Below are 20666 nucleotides of genomic sequence, written 5' to 3' on the forward strand. Positions count from 1 at the left end.
GGCCGCGATGTTCTCCGATCTCGGCGGCGAATTGCGCACCGCGGGCCGGTATCTGGGGCAGGCGTTGCGGCTGATGGTCGGCCTGCCCGACTACGACGGCTATGTCGCGCACATGCGTGCGACGCATCCCGATCGTCCGGTGATGACGTACGAGGAGTTCTTCCGCGAGCGGCAGAACGCGCGATACGGCTCGGGAGCGGGAAAGTGCTGCTGATTGCGTAGTTCGCGGGCGGCGGCGCTTTCGTGATTGTCGTAACAGGAAAAAGCGTCACGGTGCGAGCCGTGACGCTTTTTTCATGCCCGCCGCGGCTCAGCGCCGCTTCGACGGATCGCCGTAGAAATGCTCGATCAATTCCTGCATCAGATAACGATGATGCGGCGAAAGCGCCTCGATTTTCGACGCCAGCTCGATCGTCTCCTGCGTCGGTGCATATTGCTCGTCGCGTCGCAGCGGCGCTTGCGTTTTGCCGCCGGGCGCGCCGGGCGGCGGGCCGTAATGGAGCCAGTGCAGATCGACGCGCAGCCAGTCGGCGAGCGTGCGCAGCTTGTCGGGCGTCGGGACCGTGCGGCCCGTCAGCCATTTATGCGCGGTCTGCGGTGAAATCGGATGTTCGCCGCGATGCCGCAGATTGAAGTGCAGCGCGAGAGCGGTCGCACCGGCGATTTTCTCCGGACTGCGCTGCAGGGCGAATTTCAGGCGTTCTGCGAACGCCGTTTTTTCTTCGAGCGTCGGCATGGCCGCATTGTGCGGCGGCACATCGCCAACGCGGACAACCATTGAGGCTACTATTATCTTTATAAAGATAAATTTGGCTTGGCAATGAAAGGCTGAGTGGGGCGATTTTGGGGCGCCTTGTTTATTGTTTGAGCTGGCGTTTGATTTCGCATTGCCTTGCACGGAATATCCGGTTGTCAGGTTTTAATTAACTCAGGTGAGATAATTGGCCCGGTGTCGAGCATCTCGCCGATGCATGCATCGAACGCGGCCACCAGCCGATCGACGTCTTCCGCGGTCGTCTCCGGGCACACGAGCATCATGTTGTGAAACGGCGTGATCAGCACGCCGCGGTTCAGCAGATACAGATGCACGATGTGCTCGAGCTCGCCGTCGAGCTGCATGCCGGCGATCGTGCCGTTGCGCGGCGGCGTCGGTGCGAACTGGAATTCGGTGCGCGCGCCGATCCGCGTCACGCACCACGGCAGCCCGCGCCGCGCGATCGCCTGCTCGAGCCCGGCCGCGAGCCGCGCCGCGAGATCGAACATGTGCGCATACGCGGCGTCCGTCATCACGTCGGCGAGCGTCGCGCGGATCGCGCGCATCGCGAGCATGTTCGCGGTCAGCGTCGTGCCGATGCCGGAATGGCCGGGCGGCGCGCTCGCCTTCGCGTGCTGCGCGCGCTCGGCGAACGACGCGCTGAAGCCGTACACCGCGCACGGCACGCCGCCGCCGATCGGCTTGCCGAGGACGAGCAGATCCGCGTCGAGCCCGTGCGCGCTCGCGTAGCCGCCGGGGCCGCTGCTGATCGTATGGGTTTCGTCGATCGCGAGCAGCGTGCCGTGACGGCGCGTCAGCGCGCGCGCTTCGCGCCAGAAGTCGGGATCGGGCAGCACCATGCCGATGTTCGTCAGCGCCGGCTCGGCGAGCACGCATGCGACGTCACCGTCCTTCAGCGCGGCTTCGAGCGCGGCGAGATCGTTGAATTCGACGACGCGCGTGTACGCGAGCAGATCGTGCGCCTGGCCGAGCAGGCTGTCGCGCTGCACCGGCCGGCCGTCGACGAGATCGACGAACACGTCGTCGACGGTGCCGTGGTAGCAGCCGTTGAACACGACGATGTGCTTGCGGCCCGTCGCCGCGCGCGCCCAGCGCAGCACGAAGCGGTTCGCGTCGCTTGCGCTCAGCGCGAACTGCCAGTACGGCAGCCCGAAGCGACGCGCGAGTTCGGCGCCGACCCACGCGGCGTCCGCGCTCGGCAGCATCGTCGTGTAGCCGCGCGTCGCCTGCTCGGCGAGCGCGCGCGCGACGGGCTCGGGTGCATGGCCGAACATCGCGCCCGTGTCGCCGAGACAGAAATCGACGTAGCGATGGCCGTCGACGTCGGTGAAATGCGCGCCGCGCGCGTGATCGACGTACAGCGAGAACGGCGTCGACCAGTCGCGCATCCAGTGCAGCGGCACGCCGAACAGCAGATGCTGCGCCGCTTCGGCCGAGAGCGCGCGCGATTTCGGCATCGCCCGTTCGAACGCGTGGCGTTCGCGTGCGGCGAGCGCGCGGGCGCGCGCCAGGTTGACTCCGTGGCGATTCTCCAAGTCTGGCTCCTTGTGCGGGATGAAGCGGGATCGCGGAACGTCGACGAAAGCTTCGCATATTCGTTCGAGTTGGTCGATCCGAACGAGGGCATCGGGCGTGGGGGCATTGGTGAGCGTGGGGCTTACGCGTCACGCGCGCGTCATGCGTGCGCGAGCTGCAATGCCGACGGGCCGGCGCACAGGCCGCGCACGACCCGGCGCAGCCACTGGTGCGCGGGATCGCTCTGGAAGCGCGGATGCCACGCCTGCGTGATCAGCACCGTTTCGAGCGACACCGGCAGCTCGAACGTGCGCACGCCGAGCCCCGCTTGCACCGCGCCGAGCGCGAGATGCTCGGGCAGCGGCAGCAGCAGGTCCGACTCCTGCAGCGCGAACACGGCCGCATACGGCGTCGGCAGGACCAGCAGCACGTGCCGTTCGAGGCTGCGCTCGGCGAGCGCGGTGTCGATCGGCCCGGACGACTTGCCGCGCCGCGACACGCCGATATGCGGCCAGTGCGCAAAGCGTTCGGGCGTGATGTCGTCGTCGAAGATCGGATGATCGTTGCGCGCGAGCCCGACGAACTTCGTCGTGAAGAGCGGCTGCACGCGGATCTCCGGACCGAGGCGGCGCGATGCGCTGATGAACAGGTCGATGCGGCCGCTGCGCAGCGCGTCGTCGTCGACGTCGTCCTCCTCGGGCATGAAGCGCACCATCGCGCGCGGCATCCCGCGCGCCATCTCCTCGAGCAGCCGGCTGCTGTGCATGCCGACGAAGATGTCGTTCGCGCGCACGCTGAACTGCTTGTCGAGCGTGCGCAGATCGACCTCGGCGCTCGGCGCGAGCAGTTGCGACGCGCGCTCGACCGTCTCGCGCACGAGGCCGCGCAGCGCGAGCGCGCGCGGCGTCGGCACCATCTTGCGGCCGGCCTGGACGAAGATCGGATCGCCGACCGTCTCGCGAATGCGCGCGAGCGTGCGGCTCATCGCGGGCGGGCTGAGGTTCATGCGGCGCGCGGCGCCGACGACGCTCCCTTCTTCGAGCAGCGCGTCGAGCGCAATCAGCAGATTCAGATCGGGTGCCATCGACTTCTCCGTGTCATGACGTGCATGCGGTGCAATGGTAGTGCGAGCGTCCGCCGTCCAGTGTCAACCCAGACGCACTCGATGATTGCGCGGCGCGCAACGCTGGATGTACGCATCGGCGGTTTCGCTTGCCGATTCCGGCATGCGACGGCGCGCGCCGTGTCGGCTCTTCCGCGTTTTAAGACTTCAGCGCATCGAGATTCAACGCATGCGAGCGGCCGATCCAGACCGCGGCGTCGCGATGATCGCGCAGCTCGTCTCCCGTGTTCGGATGCAGGAACACGTCGAGCTCGCCGTGATGCAGCGTGAGCCACGGCACGACTTCGGCGAATTGCGCCGGCCCGAACGCGATCTGATACGACCACGCCGGATGCGGGCCGACGAGGCGCTCGTGGAAGCGGCCGAGCTGCACGGCCGCGCCGAAGCGGCGTTCGACGGTTTCGCGAAGGGCCCACGCCACGTCGCGGCTCGATGCGTCGAAATAGACGTGGGCATGCCAGCCGGTGATGGCGGCGACGTCGGATGATGTCATGGCGGTTCCCGGAATGTCGGCGGCGGCGTCGCGGCATCCGGCGCGGCGCGCAGCGTTATCGGCGGCGGCGCATCGTCTCGGCGCCGGCTCAGCGGGCATCGTAACCCGGCGCGGGAAAGCGTGCCGGGCGGCTCGCCGTTGCCCGATCGCCGTCGCGTGTCGCTCCACGCGAGCCATGCGCCCGAACAAAAACAAAAGGCGCCCCGAACATCGTCCGGGGCGCCTTGGCCGACGACGGAGAACGCGAGCGCGTTCCGTGTCGCGGCGATCGTCAGGCCGTCGCGGCCGGCTTCGGCGACTTCTGCAGCTTGCCCTTGCCCGCGCGCTGGATTTCTTCGAGCTTGATCTCGACGTGGCGCGAGAACACGTACTCGGCCGGACGCTGGTTGTCGATCGGAATGTCCGGCGCGAACGCGCCTTCGGTCCGGATGCCGCTCATCGACACCTTCAGCGCCTTCAGCGGATGCGCGATCGTGTCCATCACGGCGGTGGCCTCGAAGCCGCAGTGGACCATGCAGTCCGCGCACTTCTCGTAATTGCCGACGCCGTACTTGTCCCAGTCGGTCGATTCCATCAGTTCCTTGAAGGTCTTCACGTAGCCTTCGCCGACCAGGTAGCACGGCTTCTGCCAGCCGAACACCGTGCGCGCCGGGTTGCCCCACGGCGTGCACTTGTACGTCTGGTTGCCGGCCAGGAAATCGAGGAACAGCGACGACTGGCTGAACGACCAGCGCTTGCCGCCTTCGCCGCGCTTGAACACCTCGCGGAACAGGTTCTTCGTCTTGTCGCGGTTCAGGAAGTGCTGCTGGTCCGGCGCGCGCTCGTACGCATAGCCCGGCGACACGGTGATGCCGTCCACGCCGATCGGCCCGAGCGTATCGAAGAATTTCGCGACGCGCTCGGGGATCGCGTCGTTGAACAGCGTGCAGTTGATGTTCACGCGGAAGCCGCGGCGCTTCGCTTCCTTGATCGCCGCGACCGCCTTGTCGTACACGCCTTCCTGCGACACGGAGTGGTCGTGCGCGTCCTTGTCGCCGTCGAGGTGGACCGACCAGACGAAGTACGGGCTCGGCTCGTAGTCGTCCATCTTCTTTTCCATCAGCAGCGCGTTCGTGCACAGATAGACGAACTTCTTGCGCTTCATGATGCCCTTGACGATGTCCGGCATTTCCTTGTGCAGGAGCGGCTCGCCGCCCGCGATCGACACGACGGGCGCGCCGCATTCGTCGACGGCCTGCAGGCATTCGTCGACGGACAGGCGCTGGTTCAGGATCGGGTCCGGATAATCGATCTTGCCGCAGCCGTTGCAGGCGAGGTTGCAGCGGAAGAGGGGCTCAAGCATCAGCGCGAGCGGATAGCGCTTGTTGCCGGACAGGTGCTGGCGCACGATGTATGCGCCGACGCGCACTTGTTGGAGCAGCGGAATAGACAAGAGACGTCCTCCTTAAACTTCGCGGGCGACAGCTTGCATGAGCTTCGCCGGCAGCTTGAATTCGACTTTTTCCTCGCGTCCCGACATCGTCGCGACCTCGACCGGGCCGAGCGCGCGCAGCGCGGCGATCACATCCTCGACCATTTCCTCGGGCGCCGACGCGCCGGCCGTGAGGCCCACCGCGCGCGCGCTCGCGAACCATTCAGCGCGGATTTCCGAGCCGTCCGCGACGAGATAGCTCGGCACGCCGCTTTCGGTGCCGATTTCGCGCAGCCGGTTCGAGTTCGAGCTGTTCGTCGCGCCGACGACGAGCAGCACGTCGACCTGTTCGCTCAGCTCGCGCACCGCCGCCTGGCGGTTCTGCGTCGCGTAGCAGATGTCGCGCGTGTCCGGGCCGACGATGTCGGTGAACCGGCGGTGCAGCGCCTCGATGATGCCGCGCGTGTCGTCCACCGACAGCGTCGTCTGCGTGACGTACGCGACGGGCGTGTCGGCCGGCAGCGTCAGCGTGTCGACCTCGGCCTCGCTCTGCACGAGGATCACCTCGGCCGGAATCTGGCCGATCGTGCCTTCGACTTCCGGATGGCCGGCGTGGCCGATCAGGATCAGCCGGCGGTCGGCCGCGACGTACTGGCGCCCCTGCACGTGCACCTTCGTGACGAGCGGGCAGGTCGCGTCGAGGACGTCGAGGCCGCGGGCCTCGGCATCCTTCTCGACGGTCTGGGCGACGCCGTGCGCGCTGAAGATGGCCACGGCGCCGTGCGGCACTTCGTCGAGTTCCTCAACGAATCGCGCCCCTTTATTTCTCAGGTTTTCAACGACGTGCCGATTATGGACGATCTCGTGACGTACATAGACCGGCGCGCCATGCTGTTGCAGCGCGCGCTCGACGATCTCGATCGCGCGGACAACCCCCGCACAAAAGCCGCGAGGCTGGGCAAGGATGACTCGCATATTTGGGCGAACTCCGACGACTGACGCGGGGTGCGAGCGGCCGGCAGACCGGGCCGATCGCCCCAACTTGGATGTTATGAATGCAGGAACGGGCCCGGCACCCCGAAGTAGTCGCGCATTTTAACCCTATCGGCCTTTGCGTGCTTTACCGTTCCTGACGTTGTGGCAATTGGAGCAACCCCGGAGGTCCGGCGCCTGCGCGCGTCAAACCCAGTAAACTAGGCGGTTTTCACCGAACCTTTCGGCTCGCTGACGCCGGAATGCATTGAAGAAGGGGCTGATTCGCATGGAAGTCGATCGTAACGAAACGGGCGCGGCGGCGCGCGCGGCCGCCCGTCCGGACGGCGCGCCGGGCCGCCGCGGCGTGCGGGCGGAGGGCCGCGCATGACGCTCATCGTCGTGTTTCTGCTGTCGTGCCTGTCGCTCGCGATCTGGCTGGTGCTGCTGTTCGGGCGCGGCGGCTTCTGGCACGCGCGCCCCGCGCGGCGGCTGCCGCCCGACGCGCGGGGCGCGGCCGCCGCTGCCGGCTGGCCGGCCGTCGCAGCCGTCGTGCCCGCCCGCAACGAGGCCGACGTGATCGGCGAGGCCGTCCAGTCGCTGGTTGGCCAGGCGTACGAAGGCGCGTTCCACCTGATCGTCGTCGACGACCACAGCACCGACGGCACCGCCGCGGCCGCGCGCGCGGCCGCGGCGGCCGTCGGCCGCGCCGACCGGCTGACCGTGCTCGCCGCGCAGCCGCTGCCCGCCGGCTGGTCGGGCAAGGTGTGGGCGCAGTCGCAGGGGATCGCCGCGGTGCGCTCGCTCGGGCTGCCCGCTGACTACCTGCTGCTGACGGACGCCGACATCGGCCATCCGGAGGACGCGGTCGCGCAGCTCGTCGCGCGCGCGCAGGCCGAGCGGCGCGACCTCGTATCGCTGATGGTGCGGCTGCGCTGTGATTCGTTCTGGGAAAAGGCGCTGATTCCGGCGTTCGTGTTCTTCTTCGCGAAGCTCTACCCGTTCTCATGGGTCAACGATCCGCGCAACCGGACGGCGGGCGCGGCAGGCGGCTGCATGCTCGTGCGCCGCGACGCGCTCGAGGAGGCGGGCGGCATCGAATCGATCCGCGGCGCGCTGATCGACGATTGCAGCCTCGCCGCGCAGATCAAGCACCGAGGCGCCGGCCGTCACCCGATCCGGCTGGATCTTGCCGATCGCAGCGTGTCCTTGCGGCCGTACGATAGCTGGCGCGACATCTGGAACATGATCGCGCGCACCGCGTTCACGCAGCTCCGGTATTCGCCGGTGCTGCTGCTCGGCACGCTCGTCGGGATGACGATCATCTATCTGGTGCCGCCCGCGGCGGCGCTCGCGTACGGCGCGCGCGCGTGGCCGGCGTGGCTTGCGTGGGCGTCGATGTGCACCGCGTATGCGCCGATGCTCGGCTACTACCGCCGCTCGCCGTGGTGGGCGCCGGCGCTGCCGCTCGTCGCGCTGTTCTACGTCGGTGCGACGGTCGCGTCGGCCGTGCGCTACTGGCGCGGCAAGGGCGGACAGTGGAAGGCGCGCGTGCAGGCGCCGGTGCAGGATCGTTGAGCATCGGCCGGCTGGCGGGGCGGGCGAGCGCTGGCGCTCGCGGGACAACAGGGCGGCCGGCGACGGGGGGCGGGCGGCGCACCCGTCGATTTCCCTGCCGGGCACTTCCCTTTCGAATCGGCGGCGCGGTGCCGTCGCCGGCCACGAGGGCCGCGTCGGACACTGCGCGCCGCCGCGTCACTTCTGCGTGAGCAGCATGTACAACTGGATCACGACATCCGGCGAGAACGTGAACGGTACCCAGCCGTAGCCGCTGTGCCGCGCGACCAGCAGGCGGTCGCCGTTCGCCTGCTTCTGGACCGCCATCAGCGGATTGCGCGTCGTCACGAAGCGCCAGCCGTTCGGCAGTCCGCTCGGCTGCTCGATCGTCATCGATGCGCGCACGTGCGCCAGTTCCTCGATCAACTGGCTGAGCTGCGGCGGCGGCAGTGACACCGAATGCTCGCCGAGCGCGAGCGTGATCTCGTCCTGCGACGGCCGTGCGACGTGCAGCGAAAGCGTGCCGTTCGCGGTTTGTGTCGCCGCAATCGGCGCGGCGGGCTCGGCCATCGTCCGGTTTCGCTCGGATTGCGACGCGAGCGATTCCGCCGTCGCCTTGTAGCTCGCCGCGCGCGCGGCGGCGGTCTCGGCGGCCGAGCGTTCGGTCGTGGCCTGATTGAGCAGCGACTCGGCCGCTTCCTTGTCGGCCGCTGCCCGAGCCGCGGCCTGCTCGGCGGCGGCGCGATCGGCCGCGGCTCGCGCGGCGAGCGCTTCGGCCGCGGCCTTGTCGTCGGCCGCTTGGCTTGCTGCGGCGTCCGCCGCGCTGCGCGCCGTCGCCGCCTGTTCGGCCGCGCGCGTCTCGGCGGCCGCGCGGTCCGCTGCGGCCTGCGCGGCGAGCAATTCCGCAGCCGCGCGGTCGGCTGCCGCCTGGGCAGCGGCCTGCTCGGCGGCGGCGCGATCGGCCGCGGCTCGCGCGGCGAGCGCTTCGGCCGCGGCCTTGTCGTCGGCCGCTTGCGCTGCTGCGGCATCCGCCGCGCCGCGCTCGGCCGACGCCTGCTCCGCCGCCTCGCGATCGGTTGCGGCCCGAGCAGCCAGCGCGTCGGCGGCCGATTTGTCCGCCGCCGCTTGCGCCGCGGCCCGTTCCGCCGCGGCGCGATCCGCCGCCGCCTGCATCGCAAGCGCTTCGGCCGCGGTCTTGTCGGTGACCGCTTGCGCGGCGGCCGCCGCCTGGACGGCGACGGCTTGCCTGGCGAGCGCGTCGGCGGCTTCCTTGTCGGCGGCCGCCTGAGCGGCGAGGGCTTCGAGCGTCGCTTGCTCGACGGACATTTCGGCGGCTTGCGCATGCTTCGCGGCGGCTTCTTCGACGGCAGTCTGCGCGGCGGCCTTGTCTGCGATGGCGGTTGCGGCGGCTTCCTGGGCGGCGCTCGCGACTTCGCGCACCGTGTGGATGAGCTGATCGACGCGGCTGTCGAGCGTATCGATCTGATCGTTCAGGTTCATGCGTGCATTCTCTACGTAAGACCCGCGATTTTACCCGCAGGCCTCACGCAGGTTCGAACGTCGCATGTAACAAAATGCTTGCGATGCGGCGCGCGACGATCGGCGAAGCATCGGCACGCGCGGCCGGGCCGGTTCGGTGCGGCCCGCCCGCGCGCGCCCGGCGTCTGGTTCTCAGCGCAGGTATCCCGCCTGCCGGAACCAGTCGAGTGCGTCGCGAATGCCTTCGCGGTACGGCCGCGCGCGATAGCCGAGCTCGCGCTCGGCCTTCGCCGACGTGAAATACATCTTGTTCTTCGACATCCTGAGCCCGTCGACCGTCACGAACGGCTCGCGCTTCGTCAGCTTCGCCACCGCCTCCGCGCCGAGCGCGATCGGATACAGCGGCCAGCGCGGCAGTGCGATCGTCGGCGGCTTGCGGCCCGTCAATTGCGCGATGTCCGCGAGCATCGTCTGCAGCGGCAGGTTCTCGCCGCCGAGGATGTAGCGCTCGCCGATCCGCCCGCGCTCGAGCGCGAGCAGGTGGCCAAGCGCGACGTCGTCGACGTGCACGAGGTTCAGCCCCGTGTCGACGAACGCCGGAATCTTGCCGAGCGCGGCTTCGACGATGATCCGGCCGGTCGGCGTCGGCTTCACGTCGCGCGGGCCGATCGGCGTCGACGGATTGACGATCACCGCGGGCAGCCTGTCGTCGGCGATCATCCGCTCGACCGCGCGCTCGGCGAGCACCTTGCTGCGCTTGTACACGCCGATCGCCTGCTCGGCCGTGAGCGGCGACGATTCGTCGGCCGAGGCGCCCGACGGCGTCACCTTCAGCGTCGCGACGCTGCTCGTGTAGACGATCCGCTCGACGCCCTCGGCGAGCGCCGCGCGCATCGTGGCGACCGCGCCTTCGAGATTCGCGCGCTCGATCTCGAGCGGATCGGGCGCCCACAGCCGGTAGTCGGCGGCGACGTGCAGCAGGTAGCGCACGCCGCGCAGCGCGGCGCGCATCGACGCCTCGTCGCGCATGTCGCCCGTCGCGATCTCGGCGTCGAGATCCGCGACGTTCGTGCGCGGGCTGGTCTGCCGCACGAGCACGCGCACCCGATAGCCTTGCCGCCGCGCGGCGCGCGCGACGGCGGAGCCGACAAAACCGGATGCGCCGGTCACCAGAACGAGATCGCGTTGTGTGTCAGTCATGGTCCTCATGGCCGCGCGGCCGTGCGGCGCGGCGTGTTGTACGTCGTGCGAGATTGTACGTGGTCGCCCCGGATGCGCGGCGCGCGGTTTCGTCGAGCATCGTTCGCGCCGCGCGACTACAATGCCGGGCTTGGATCGACTGGACGACACGGGGGATGCGATGAGCGGCGACGATCTGGACGAGCGGATCGAAACCTATTACGTGCGGGTGCGCGGCGTGGTGCAGGGCGTGGGCTTCCGGCACGCGACCGTGCGCGAGGCGCATGCGCTGAAGCTGCGCGGCTGGGTCGCGAATCTCGACGACGGCTCGGTCGAGGCGATGCTGCAGGGCCCCGCGCCGCAGATCGACCGGATGCTCGCGTGGCTGCGTCACGGCCCGAGCGCCGCGCACGTGACCGAAGTGACGTTCGAGGAGCGCCAGACCGACAAGCGCTTCGAGCGCTTCCAGCAGCATTGAGCGCTGCGGCCGATTATCCGCAGGCGGGGCGCGGGATCGCGCTGTCGGTCGCGGCGTCGGCGCTGTTCGCACTGTTGTCCGCGTACGCGAAGCTGCTCGCGCCGCTGACGGGCCTCGACATCTTCGCATGGCGGATCGTGTGGACCGCGCCCGGCGCGATCGCGGTCGTCGTGCTGCGCGGCCGCTGGCCCGCGTTGCGCGAGCTGCTCGCGCACGCGCTCGCGAACCGGCGGTTCGCGCTGTCGCTCGCCGCGAGCGCGGGGCTGCTCGGCCTGCAGCTCTGGCTGTTCCTGTGGGCGCCGCTGCACGGCCGGATGCTCGAGGTGTCGCTCGGCTACTTTCTGCTGCCGCTGACGATGGTGCTCGTCGGGCGCTTCCATTACCACGAACGCTTGAGCGGGCTGCAATGGCTTGCGCTCGCGTGCGCGGCGGCGGGCGTCGCGCACGAGATCTGGGCGACGCGCGCGTTCGCGTGGCCGACGCTCGTCGTCGCGCTCGGCTATCCGCCTTACTTCGTGCTGCGACGCCGCGTGAACGCGGATTCGCTCGCGCTGTTCTCGGTCGAGATGCTCGTGCTGCTGCCCATGGCGGCCGCGACGCTCGCGACGGGCGGCACGAGCGTCGCCGGCCGGCCGCTGTTGTGGACGATGCTGCTGCCGGGCCTCGGCGCGATCAGCACGCTCGCGCTCGCGAGCCATCTGAAGGCGAGCCGCATGCTGCCGATGGCGCTCTTCGGGATTCTCGGCTACGTCGAGCCGGTGCTGCTCGTCGCGGTCGCCGTGCTCGTGCTCGGCGAGGCGCTGTCGTGGCAGCAGCTCGCGACATATGCGCCGATCTGGGCGGCCGTTGCGCTGACCGCGTGGCACGGCTTCCTGATCGCGCGGAGGTAGGCGGGCGCGGTCGGTTGTCGACCGATTCTCCCCGCGTGAATTGCCTCCGGCCGCGACAAGCACGCCGCATGCCCGCGCATATCGATGTCCCGCGACGCGCGCTGTAATCCGCCTAAAGATTTCGTTGCATTTTGTTACTTAGGGCATACCCTGAGCGGCGATTAGAATTTTTAAGACGATTTCCTTCGCTTCCTCTTTCGCCCACGGGCCCGCCCATGAACGGTCATGTCTTCACGTCGCAGGGGCGCTGCTCCTTCACGTCGGCGCATTGCCGCGCATTCCGCCGGCATTCGCGTTCCGTCGCGGCCAAACGGTTCGCGATCCTGATTTCCCTGTTTCCCGTCGGGCGCCGGGCGCTCGCCGCACGCATCGGCCCGGCTGCGCGATGAGCGGTTCCGCGATGTCATCGCCCGCGCCGGCCGGCCGCTCGATCGAGGTCGATTTCTTTCGTGGCCTGGTGTTGCTGACGATCGTCGTCGATCACATCGGCGCGAGCGTGCTGTCGCGCGTGACGCTGCACGCGTTCGCGCTGTGCGACGCGGCCGAGGTGTTCGTGTTCCTCGGCGGCTTCGCGACCGCGAGCGCGTTTCTCGCCGTCAGCGCGCGTCACGGCGCGGGCGCGGCGCGGCGGCGCTTCGTGCGCCGCGCCGCGCAGATCTACCGCGCGTTTCTCGCGACGTCGACGCTGATGCTTGTCGTATCGGCCGTGCTCGATCACTACGGCATCGACGCGCCGAACATGGCGCTCGACGACATCAGCGTGCTGCTCGCGTCGCCGCTCACCGGGCTCGTCGAACTGCTGACGTTCAAGCGGCAGCCGTATCTCGCGGCGGTGCTGCCGATGTACGTGCTGTTCGCGCTCGCGACGCCCGCGATCGTGCCGCTCGCGCGCGCCAGGCCGTGGTGGCTGCTGTTCGGCAGCGTGCTGCTGTGGAGCTGCGCGCCGTGGCTCGCGGCGCAACTCATCGACACCGATTCGTTTCGCTGGAGCTTCAATCCGTTTGCGTGGCAACTGATGTTCGTGCTCGGTGCGCTCATGCGCTGCTGGCCGCTGCACCGCGACGTCGCGACGCGGCCGGGCGGCGCGGCGATCACCGCCGTCGCGCTCGCGATCGTGCTCGCATGCGCGTACTACAAGCTGTTCTCCGGGCTGCCGCTGCCGGAGGGCGAGCTCAAGCGCCATCTCGCATGGCCGCGCGTGATGAATTTCGTCGCGTTCGCATGGCTGATGGCCGAACTTGTTCGGTACGGCTGGATTGCGAGGATCGCGCGAGCGGCGCAGCCCGTCGTCGCGGTCGGGCAGCGCGGGATGCTGTGCTTCGTCGTCGGCGCGGCGATCTCGCTGACGCTCGATTCGGTGCTGCACGGCATGCACGGCAGCGCGCGCATGCCGCAGCTCGGCGTCGGCCTTGCCGCGGACGCCTGCGCGCTCGCGCTGATGCTGACCGTCGCGCGCTCCGGTCTGCTGTTCCAGCGCTGGCGCAGGAGCGTCGCCGCGTGAAGCGGGCGAACGTGACGCGCCACAGGGCCGCTCCGCGCGCGTTCGTCGCCCGCCTCGCGCGCGTCGCTCATCCCGCGGCGAAGAGCGGCGGCAGCGTCGCGACGTCCTGCAGTTCGTCGAGCCGCCACAGCCGGTCGAGCGCCGTGCGCATTCGCTGCGCGCTCAGGCGCGCGCCGCCGTTCTTCACGAATTTCGCTTCGAAATCCTCACGACGCATCGGCCGTGTCGGCGAGCCCGGCAGATCGTCGATCTGCTGCGCATAGACCGCGCCGTCGCGGCAATGCGCGGTCACGCGATTCGCCGCGCGCGCCGGGTAGCCCGCCGTCAGCGCCGGATCTTCCTCGACGCGGATCTTCGCGATCAGCGCGCGCAGCGCCGGATCGCGCAGCGCGGCGTCCGAGAAGCTCGTGGTCCGGATATCGCCGTCGAGCATCGCGCGCGCGACGACGTACGGCAGACTGTGGTCGGCGGTTTCGCGCGTCGACGGCTTCCATTTCTCCGGCTCGCTGCCGGCCGTCACGTAGCCGACGCGTGTCGTGTGCACGTCGATGCGGCGAATCCGGCTCAGGTCGCCCGCTTGCGACGCGACGTCGATCGCGGCCGGAATCGCGGTCTGCGTAAAGCCTTGCGCCGGGTAGTACTTGACGAAGCAGCGCGCGATCCTGAACGGTTCGCCGCGTCCGCCGAAACGGCTCGTGTCGAGCTCGAACGGCCCCGACACCTGCCGGAAGAAACCCGCCTCGCCCTCGAAGATCGGCGACGGCCCGGTGAGCCCCGCGCGCGCGAGCAGCGTCGAGAACACCGCGTTGCGCGCGGCGTCCGCGTCGGCAAGCGCTTTCCAGTTCGACAGTTCCTGCACGCGCGTCTGGTTCAGCGCGAGATGGCTGTTGAGCGACAGGTTTACGGCCTGCGTGAGCGAGTCGACCGGCATGCGCATCAGCTTGCCCGCCGCGAGCGCGGCGGCGGGCAGCGAGTAGCACGTGTGGTCCCAGCCGCGCGGGCTGATAGCGGCCGCGTCCATCAGCCGGCACGCGATCTCGTACGCGAGCGCGATCGACAGGATCAGGTCGCGGCCGCCCGCGTGCTGCGCCTCGGCCACCGCGACGCACGCGGCGATGTTGTCGCTCGGATGGCCGATTTCGCGGCCCGCGTATGCGTCGTTGAAGTCGAAATAGCGCAGCGCGGTGCCCGTCGCGAACGTCGCGAGATCGGGGCTCGTTCGCTCTGCAGTCCCGATGATCGTCGACGGTCCGCCGCCGATGCTGCGCGCCGCGTCGCGCGCGATGCGCACGGGCGGCTCGTCGAGCGCGGCGAGCGTGCAGCCGAGCGCGTCGATCAGATGCGACTTGACGGTGTCGATCGTCGCCGAGTCGAGATCCTCGTAGCGCAATCCCGCCGCGTATTCGGCGAGCTGCCGCGCGAGCGTGGGCGCCGGCGCTGCGTTCGGTTGTGCGCGCGCGCGAAGCGGTGCGAGCGTCGCGGCGAGCGGCAGGCCGGCTGCGGCGGCGAGGAAATGGCGTCGATTCATGGTGGCGTGGCTCCTGTGGTGAAGGGATCGAGGCGCGCGGCTCAGAACAGCTTGCGCACGCCGACGGCGACGCCCGCGCTGCCGGAGCGGCCGCCGGCAAGCGAGTAGTGGAGGAAGCCGTAGTTGTAATCGTCGAAGTCGAGCGCCGCGTGGCGCGCGTAGCCGGCCGCCGCGTACAGCGTCGTCGTTTTCGATGCGAAGTAGTTGAGCTGCAGCGTCGCCTGTTGCGGCGTGCCCGATGCATGCTGCGCCGTCGGCGTGCGCGCCGGGTTTTGCGCGCGCACGCGCTCCGCGTACAGCGCGCCGATCAGTTGAACGACCGGCGTGATCGCCTGACGCACGCCGATCCACCAGAACGTGTAGCGCGTGACGACCGCCGGCGTCGCGACGCCGCCGTGCCCATGCGCGACGCCCGCGATCAGTTGCGTCGCCTCGAAGGTCAGCATCGCGGCGGCCGCGTAGCGGCGGAAATGCGCGAAGCTGCCGGCTTGCGGCGTGTGCACGTCGTCGTACGCGAACGCGAACGACAGCGCGCCGCCCGTGTAATCGAAGCCCGCGCCGTGCGCGGCGCTCGCCTGGAATGCGCCCGGCTCGTTGCTGAACGCGTAGTGCGCCTCGAACGTCATCGGGCCGACCGTCGCGAGATATTTGACGACGTTGTTCTCGCGGAAGTTGATGCCGATGATCGCACCATCCGGTTCGTACAGCGTCGAATACGCGTCCGTCGGCGAGTAGTGCTCCATGATGTCGAACAGCGTCGTGTACTGGCGGCCGAAGCGCAGCGTGCCCCAGCGCGGATGCTCGAGCGCGACCCACGCGGAACGGTCGAAGCCGCCCGCGCCCGTGCCGGTGCCGTTGTTCAGGTTGATGCCGCTCTCGAGCCGGAACGCGGCGCGCCAGCCGCCGCCGAGCGCCTCGGCGCCCTTGATGCCCCAGCGCGAGCCGCTCTTGCCGCCCGAGCCCATCCGCGCGAGCGCGGCGGGCTCGCCTTTCGCACTCGCCTGGTTCGTCGCGTACTCGATGTACGCGTCGGCGACGCCGTAAAGCGTCACGCTCGTTTGCGCGCATGCGCCGGCCGAGACGAGGCCCAGTCCGCACAGCGCGGACAGTCGTTTATCCATCGTTGTCTCCACCTATGTTTCCGCTTTTTCTTTCTTTGGGATCGTTCTTCGTCGTGCTTGCTGCTGTCGCTGCTACTTCGGCTTGCGACCGGTGCCTTCGCCGTGGTCATGGCCGCCGCAGCCGCCTGCATCGTCGCGGTCGAGGCGGCGATTGCCGGTGGCCGGCAGGTCGGCATCGAACACGGTCTGTCGTGCGCGCGGCGATGCGACGCCGCCCGGTCATCGCTCCGGACCGGGCGTGTGCGTTGGCCGCGGGCGCGTATCGGATGGCGGCGCGCGTCACGCTGCCGCGCTTCGTCGCGGGCGGCGCGCGATCGCGTCGGCGCGCGCGAGCACGTTGCGCGCGTGCGCGACGCCCGGCGCGTCGACCATCCGGTTGCCGACGCGCAGCGCGCCGCGGCCGTTCGCGCGCGCGTCGTCGTAAGCGGCGACGACCTCGCGCGCGGCGCGGACCGCGGCGTCGGACGGGCGAAACGCGCGATTGAGCACGTCGACTTGCGCAGGATGGATGCAGGTCGCGCCGGCGTAGCCGAGGTCCGCCGATTCGCGCGCGAGCCGCTCGAACATGTCGAGGTCGCGAATTTCGTCGAGCCCGCCAACGAGCCCGAGCGGCTGAATGCCCGCCGCGCGCGCGGCGATCACGAGCAGTTGCTTCGGCACGCGCAGCACGTCCGCGCGCGCCTCGGCGCCGCAGTGCAGCGCGAAATCGCCGCCGCCGAGCATCATCGCGGCGATGCGCGGCGACGCGCGCGCGATCCGCTCCATCGCCTGGAATGCGCCGGGGGTTTCGATGATCGCGACGATCCGCGTGTGGCCCGCGGCGATGCCGTGCTCGGCTTCGAGCGTGTCGAGCAGTTCGTCGATCGCCTCGACATGCGACGCGCCGCGCACCTTCGGCAGCACGACGCCGTGCACGCCCGCCGCCAGCGCCGCGCGCAGGTCCGCGACGAGCGGTTCGAGCGGCCCGTTCACGCGCACGAGCACCTCGCGCCCGGCGGCGGCGAGGCCGCCCACCGTATCGGCGAGACCGTCGCGCGCGGGCGTCTTCCATTCGGGCGGCACGCTGTCTTCGAGATCGAGGATCAATGCGTCGGCGTCGCAGTCGGCCGCCTTCGCGACGAAGCGCGGCACGTGCGCGGGAACGTAGAGCAGCGAGCGCCAGACCGGCTCGTTCGATGTTTTCATGTCTGTTCTAAAAAATGAAAGTCACTTTCATTTTTGTCGATTGTGGCGTAACGTCAAGTCTGTCGTTAACCCTGATAATCATGAGTATCGGGTAAACATCGACGTGTTTCTGAAACCTGATCCGTTGTTTTTCAGACGTTCGCTTGTATAATGAAAGTGACTTTCAAAAATTTGATCGCGGCCGACCCGCTGACCGGAAAGGCCGTGACGACGAGGCAGACATGACGAATCAGACGGATGGCGGCGTGGCCGCGGTCAATCGGGCGCTCGCGGCGCTCGTCGCGTTCGGTGAAGCGCCGGGCGGCCTGACGCTCGCTCAGGTCAGCGAAGCGTCGGGCGTCAACATGAGCACGCTGCTGCGGATGTTCGAGTCGCTCGAACGGTTTCGCTTCATCAAGCGGCTCAACGACGGCCGCTACGTGCTCGGGCCCGCGGTGTTCCAGCTCGGGATGATGTATCGCGAGTCGTTCCAGTTGCGCGAGCACGTCGTGCCCGTGCTCGACGCGCTAGGCGCGGAGACGGGCGAAACGACCGCGTTCTACGTGCGCGAGGGCGACCAGCGCGTGTGCCTGTTCCGCATCCATCCGCGGCGCGCGGTGCGGACCTATCTGCGCGAGGGCGATCGCTATCCGCTCGACGTGGGCGCGGCGGGGCGCGTGCTGCTCGCGTTTTCCGGCGCGCGCGGCGGCGGCTTCGACAAGACGGCCGCGCAGGGCTATGCGGTGTCGCTCGGCGAGCGCGATCCGGACAGCGCGGCGATCGCGTGCCCGGTGTTCGGCGTCGGTCGCTCGCTGATCGGCGCGCTGTCGCTCGGCGTGCCGCGCTTTCGCTTCAACAAGAAGGTGCAGGCCGATTATCTGCCGCGCGTGCAGGCCGCCGCGAACGCGCTCACGCATGTGCTCGGCGGCGATCTGCCATCGGCGGCGGGCGTCGCGCAGGTCGTCGATCTGTTCGGCGCGGCGCACGAATGACATGAGAACGGCGGCGGCCGGCATGCGGCCGGGCGTCGGCCGGTGACGGACCGGATTCGAATCGGGGGCAACGATGGATGTTCGACAAACGCAGGCCGAGGAACGCGCGTCGCCGCGCCGCCGCGCGGACACGGGGCCGATTCACGCGAAGCGCTTCGACGCCGACGCGCGCGGCCCGCTTGCGGGCGTGCGCGTCGTCGATCTGTCGAGGCTGATGGCGGGCAACATGCTGAGCCTGCAGCTCGCGGATTTCGGCGCCGACGTCGTGAAGGTGGAGAACGAGCGCGGCGACACGCTGCGCGCGGTCGGCGCGGGCGGCGTCAGCACGAACTGGAAAGTGTACGGGCGCAACAAGCGCAGCGTGTGCGTCGATCTGCGCTCGGCCGATGGCATCGACATCGTGAAGCGGCTCGTGCGCGATGCCGACGTGTTCGTCGAGAGCTTCAAGCCGGGCGTTCTCGAGCAGATGGGGCTCGGGCCGGACGTGCTGCTGGCGCTGCGTCCGTCGCTCGTGATCGCGCGCATTTCCGGCTGGGGGCAGACGGGCCCGTACCGGCACAAGCCGGGCTTCGGCACGCTGGCCGAAGGATACGCGGGCTTCGCGTCGATCAACGGCTTCGCGGATCGCGAGCCGGTGCTGCCGCCGATGTTCCTCGGCGACATGACGGCCGGGCTGTCTGGCGCGATCGCGGTGCTGGTCGCGCTGCACGCGTGCCGCGACGGCGCGCGGGGGCAGGTGATCGACGTGTCGCTGTTCGAGCCGCTGTTCTCGATTCTCGGGCCGGCCGCCGCGAACTACGTGCTGACGGGGCGCGTGAAGGAGCGCACCGGCAGCCGCTCGTCGAACACCGCGCCGCGCAACGCGTACCGCACGCGCGACGACAAGTGGCTGTGCCTGTCGAGCTCGACGCAAGGCATGGCGGAGCGGCTGTTTCGCGCGATCGGCCGCGCGGACCTGATCGATGATCCGCGCTACGCGACGAACGTGCAGCGCGTGCAGCACGCGGGCGAGCTCGACGCGATCGTCGGCGCGTTCGTCGCTGCGCGCGATCTCGCCGACAACCTCGCGTTTTTCGAGAAGGCCGGCGTGACGGTCGGGCCGATCCTCGACATCGCGCAGATCGTTCAGGATCGCTACGTGATCGAGCGCGAGGCAATCGTCGAGTTGCCCGACGACGACGTCGGCAGCTTGCCGATGCACGGTGTCGTGCCGCGCCTGTCCGGCACGCCGGGCGGTTTCAGGCGGGCCGCGCCGAAGCTCGGCGAGCACAACCGCGAGATTCTGTTGCCGTTGCTCGGCGCGCACGAGTACGCGCGGCTGGCCCGGAACGGCGTGATTCGGCCGGAATGAGGCCGCTTGCCGCGCATCGTGCCGCGTACGCGGCGCGATGCGGCACGATCAAGGAGACGCATCGATGGAACGAAGATGGAAACGGCGCCCGGCTGGGTCGAACTGGGGTGAATTTGGAGATGAGGACCAGAAGGGTCGGCTGAACTGGCTGACGGAGGGGAAGGTGCTGGAGGGGCTGTTGGAGGTGAAGGTGGGGAAGGTGTTTTCGCTGAGCCTGCCGCTGGACGTGCCGCGGGGTGGAGGGCTGAACGCGCGGCGGCAGCCGCCGCGGGTGATGGCGGCGCAACTGGGGGGGCGTCCGTACTTTGGGTATAGGGCGGACGAATCGGCGCGCAACGCGACGGACGTGGTGTGCGACGACGCGTTCTGCGTGCACTCGCAGTACTCGACGCAGTGGGATGCGCTGTCGCACGTGGGCGGGGTGTTCGACGCGGACGATGATGGGCATGCGGAGGTGGTGTTCTACAACGGCTACCGGTTGGGGGAGCACGTGGTGGTGCCGAAGGAAGGGGACAGCGAGGGCGGCGCGCATGCGCTGGGGATCGAGGTGATGGCGCAGACGGGGGTACAGGGACGCGGAGTGCTGATCGATCTGCGGCACCACTACGGAGACGGGCGGCGCAAGGTGGGCTACGACGCGCTGATGCGGGTGCTGGAGGCGGACCGTGTGGAGGTGGAGCGCGGGGACATGGTGTGCGTGCACACGGGGTTCGCGGAGAGGTTGCTGGGGGAGGAGGCGGGAGCGTTGACGGGGTGTTGCGTGCTGGACGGAGAGGACGGGCGGCTGCTGAAGTGGGTGGACGAGAGCGGGCTGTCGGTGCTGGCGGCGGACAATCACGCGGTGGAAGAGCGGCCCGGGGTGTTGAAGTCGCGGGAGGTCCCCGGCGCGCTGATGCCGTTGCATGAGCTGTGCCTGTTCAAGCTGGGGATTCACCTGGGCGAGCTGTGGAGGCTGACGCCGCTGGCGGAGTGGTTGCGTATGGCAGGGCGCAGCCGGTTTCTGCTGACGGCGCCGCCGCTGCACATTCGCGGGCTGGTCGGCTCTCCTGTCAATCCGGTCGCGACCGTCTGAATTCGCGGCATCGGCCTGAATCGTCAGTATTCCCATTCGATTTCGAATAACCCGGCGCGCTCGGC

The 20666-nt window shown here is 69.2% G+C and carries 19 protein-coding genes; 8 read left to right on the forward strand and 11 right to left on the reverse strand.

Annotated features, from left to right (window positions below):
- Window positions 1-7: 7 nt before the first annotated feature.
- Entirely contained in the window at window positions 8-214 is a 207-nt protein-coding gene (locus WT16_RS24570; protein ID WP_006029694.1) for a YbdD/YjiX family protein, read from the forward strand.
- A gap of 96 nt (window positions 215-310) precedes the next feature.
- Here WT16_RS24570 and WT16_RS24575 read toward each other — a convergent pair whose 3' ends face one another.
- From WT16_RS24575 to ispH, 6 genes are all read right to left on the reverse strand, one after another.
- The gene (locus WT16_RS24575; RefSeq protein ID WP_006029693.1) at window positions 311-736 is read right to left on the reverse strand and encodes a transcriptional regulator; all 426 of its coding nucleotides are present in this window, start codon (window positions 734-736) and stop codon (window positions 311-313) included.
- A 176-nt stretch (window positions 737-912) separates the two neighbouring features.
- Complete coding sequence (locus WT16_RS24580) at window positions 913-2310, reverse strand: aspartate aminotransferase family protein (RefSeq protein ID WP_063534433.1); 1398 nt, start codon at window positions 2308-2310, stop codon at window positions 913-915.
- Window positions 2311-2450: 140 nt separating this feature from the next.
- Window positions 2451-3374, reverse strand: a complete 924-nt coding sequence (locus WT16_RS24585) for a LysR family transcriptional regulator (RefSeq protein ID WP_063534434.1) — start codon at window positions 3372-3374, stop codon at window positions 2451-2453.
- A gap of 178 nt (window positions 3375-3552) precedes the next feature.
- On the reverse strand, window positions 3553-3906 hold the full coding sequence (locus WT16_RS24590; protein WP_063534435.1) for a DOPA 4,5-dioxygenase family protein: 354 nt from the start codon (window positions 3904-3906) through the stop codon (window positions 3553-3555).
- Window positions 3907-4177: 271 nt separating this feature from the next.
- The gene (gene hpnH / locus WT16_RS24595; protein ID WP_009917432.1) at window positions 4178-5338 is read right to left on the reverse strand and encodes an adenosyl-hopene transferase HpnH; all 1161 of its coding nucleotides are present in this window, start codon (window positions 5336-5338) and stop codon (window positions 4178-4180) included.
- 12 nt (window positions 5339-5350) lie between these two features.
- Window positions 5351-6292 (reverse strand): 4-hydroxy-3-methylbut-2-enyl diphosphate reductase, encoded by a 942-nt coding sequence (ispH, locus tag WT16_RS24600; RefSeq protein ID WP_009917431.1) that lies wholly within the window; start codon window positions 6290-6292, stop codon window positions 5351-5353.
- 384 nt (window positions 6293-6676) lie between these two features.
- Between ispH and WT16_RS24605 the strand changes: the two genes are divergently transcribed.
- Entirely contained in the window at window positions 6677-7867 is a 1191-nt protein-coding gene (locus WT16_RS24605) for a glycosyltransferase (protein ID WP_063534436.1), read from the forward strand.
- 177 nt (window positions 7868-8044) lie between these two features.
- On the opposite strand, the gene WT16_RS24610 is transcribed toward WT16_RS24605, so the two are convergent.
- Entirely contained in the window at window positions 8045-9346 is a 1302-nt protein-coding gene (locus WT16_RS24610; protein ID WP_063534437.1) for a hypothetical protein, read from the reverse strand.
- 171 nt (window positions 9347-9517) lie between these two features.
- A complete protein-coding gene (gene hpnA / locus WT16_RS24615; protein ID WP_009916003.1) occupies window positions 9518-10525 on the reverse strand; it encodes a hopanoid-associated sugar epimerase in 1008 nt (335 codons plus the stop codon).
- Between the two features lie 160 nt (window positions 10526-10685).
- Between hpnA and WT16_RS24620 the strand changes: the two genes are divergently transcribed.
- From WT16_RS24620 to WT16_RS24630, 3 genes are all read left to right on the forward strand, one after another.
- Entirely contained in the window at window positions 10686-10982 is a 297-nt protein-coding gene (locus WT16_RS24620; protein ID WP_006029683.1) for an acylphosphatase, read from the forward strand.
- Complete coding sequence (gene rarD / locus WT16_RS24625) at window positions 10979-11872, forward strand: EamA family transporter RarD (RefSeq protein WP_006029682.1); 894 nt, start codon at window positions 10979-10981, stop codon at window positions 11870-11872. The genes WT16_RS24620 and rarD overlap by 4 nt, the downstream gene beginning before the upstream one ends.
- A 385-nt stretch (window positions 11873-12257) precedes the next feature.
- Entirely contained in the window at window positions 12258-13373 is a 1116-nt protein-coding gene (locus WT16_RS24630; RefSeq protein WP_009915998.1) for an OpgC domain-containing protein, read from the forward strand.
- A gap of 67 nt (window positions 13374-13440) precedes the next feature.
- Here WT16_RS24630 and WT16_RS24635 read toward each other — a convergent pair whose 3' ends face one another.
- From WT16_RS24635 to WT16_RS24645, 3 genes are all read right to left on the reverse strand, one after another.
- Window positions 13441-14901: an MmgE/PrpD family protein gene (locus tag WT16_RS24635; RefSeq protein ID WP_063534438.1), complete on the reverse strand. Its 1461-nt coding sequence runs from the start codon at window positions 14899-14901 to the stop codon at window positions 13441-13443.
- Between the two features lie 41 nt (window positions 14902-14942).
- Window positions 14943-16022, reverse strand: coding sequence for a porin (locus tag WT16_RS24640; protein WP_063534439.1), 1080 nt, complete (start codon window positions 16020-16022; stop codon window positions 14943-14945).
- A 279-nt stretch (window positions 16023-16301) separates the two neighbouring features.
- Window positions 16302-17207, reverse strand: coding sequence for a CoA ester lyase (locus WT16_RS24645; protein ID WP_015604109.1), 906 nt, complete (start codon window positions 17205-17207; stop codon window positions 16302-16304).
- A 221-nt stretch (window positions 17208-17428) separates the two neighbouring features.
- Between WT16_RS24645 and WT16_RS24650 the strand changes: the two genes are divergently transcribed.
- From WT16_RS24650 to WT16_RS24660, 3 genes are all read left to right on the forward strand, one after another.
- Window positions 17429-18178 carry an IclR family transcriptional regulator gene (locus WT16_RS24650; RefSeq protein ID WP_015604095.1) on the forward strand — a complete coding sequence of 250 codons (750 nt, stop codon included), beginning with the start codon at window positions 17429-17431 and terminating at the stop codon, window positions 18176-18178.
- A gap of 73 nt (window positions 18179-18251) precedes the next feature.
- The gene (locus WT16_RS24655) at window positions 18252-19529 is read left to right on the forward strand and encodes a CoA transferase (RefSeq protein WP_059933455.1); all 1278 of its coding nucleotides are present in this window, start codon (window positions 18252-18254) and stop codon (window positions 19527-19529) included.
- Window positions 19530-19593: 64 nt separating this feature from the next.
- On the forward strand, window positions 19594-20601 hold the full coding sequence (locus tag WT16_RS24660) for a cyclase family protein (protein ID WP_063534958.1): 1008 nt from the start codon (window positions 19594-19596) through the stop codon (window positions 20599-20601).
- Window positions 20602-20666 lie beyond the last annotated feature (65 nt).

Source organism: Burkholderia sp. MSMB1589WGS, from assembly GCF_001636105.1.
GTDB classification, from domain to species: Bacteria; Pseudomonadota; Gammaproteobacteria; order Burkholderiales; family Burkholderiaceae; genus Burkholderia; species Burkholderia humptydooensis.

What these genes read in the sequence shown, in the direction of transcription:
- WT16_RS24585 (WP_063534434.1), bottom strand. Translation starts at nt 3,374, where the DNA reads ATGGCACCCGATCTGAATCTGCTGATTGCGCTCGACGCGCTGCTCGAA.
- WT16_RS24650 (WP_015604095.1), top strand. Translation starts at nt 17,429, where the DNA reads ATGACGAATCAGACGGATGGCGGCGTGGCCGCGGTCAATCGGGCGCTC.
- ispH (WP_009917431.1), bottom strand. Translation starts at nt 6,292, where the DNA reads ATGCGAGTCATCCTTGCCCAGCCTCGCGGCTTTTGTGCGGGGGTTGTC.
- WT16_RS24630 (WP_009915998.1), top strand. Translation starts at nt 12,258, where the DNA reads ATGAGCGGTTCCGCGATGTCATCGCCCGCGCCGGCCGGCCGCTCGATC.
- WT16_RS24655 (WP_059933455.1), top strand. Translation starts at nt 18,252, where the DNA reads ATGGATGTTCGACAAACGCAGGCCGAGGAACGCGCGTCGCCGCGCCGC.
- WT16_RS24605 (WP_063534436.1), top strand. Translation starts at nt 6,677, where the DNA reads ATGACGCTCATCGTCGTGTTTCTGCTGTCGTGCCTGTCGCTCGCGATC.
- WT16_RS24570 (WP_006029694.1), top strand. Translation starts at nt 8, where the DNA reads ATGTTCTCCGATCTCGGCGGCGAATTGCGCACCGCGGGCCGGTATCTG.
- WT16_RS24660 (WP_063534958.1), top strand. Translation starts at nt 19,594, where the DNA reads ATGGAACGAAGATGGAAACGGCGCCCGGCTGGGTCGAACTGGGGTGAA.
- WT16_RS24590 (WP_063534435.1), bottom strand. Translation starts at nt 3,906, where the DNA reads ATGACATCATCCGACGTCGCCGCCATCACCGGCTGGCATGCCCACGTC.
- WT16_RS24645 (WP_015604109.1), bottom strand. Translation starts at nt 17,207, where the DNA reads ATGAAAACATCGAACGAGCCGGTCTGGCGCTCGCTGCTCTACGTTCCC.
- WT16_RS24640 (WP_063534439.1), bottom strand. Translation starts at nt 16,022, where the DNA reads ATGGATAAACGACTGTCCGCGCTGTGCGGACTGGGCCTCGTCTCGGCC.
- WT16_RS24620 (WP_006029683.1), top strand. Translation starts at nt 10,686, where the DNA reads ATGAGCGGCGACGATCTGGACGAGCGGATCGAAACCTATTACGTGCGG.
- WT16_RS24575 (WP_006029693.1), bottom strand. Translation starts at nt 736, where the DNA reads ATGCCGACGCTCGAAGAAAAAACGGCGTTCGCAGAACGCCTGAAATTC.
- WT16_RS24635 (WP_063534438.1), bottom strand. Translation starts at nt 14,901, where the DNA reads ATGAATCGACGCCATTTCCTCGCCGCCGCAGCCGGCCTGCCGCTCGCC.
- hpnA (WP_009916003.1), bottom strand. Translation starts at nt 10,525, where the DNA reads ATGACTGACACACAACGCGATCTCGTTCTGGTGACCGGCGCATCCGGT.
- WT16_RS24610 (WP_063534437.1), bottom strand. Translation starts at nt 9,346, where the DNA reads ATGAACCTGAACGATCAGATCGATACGCTCGACAGCCGCGTCGATCAG.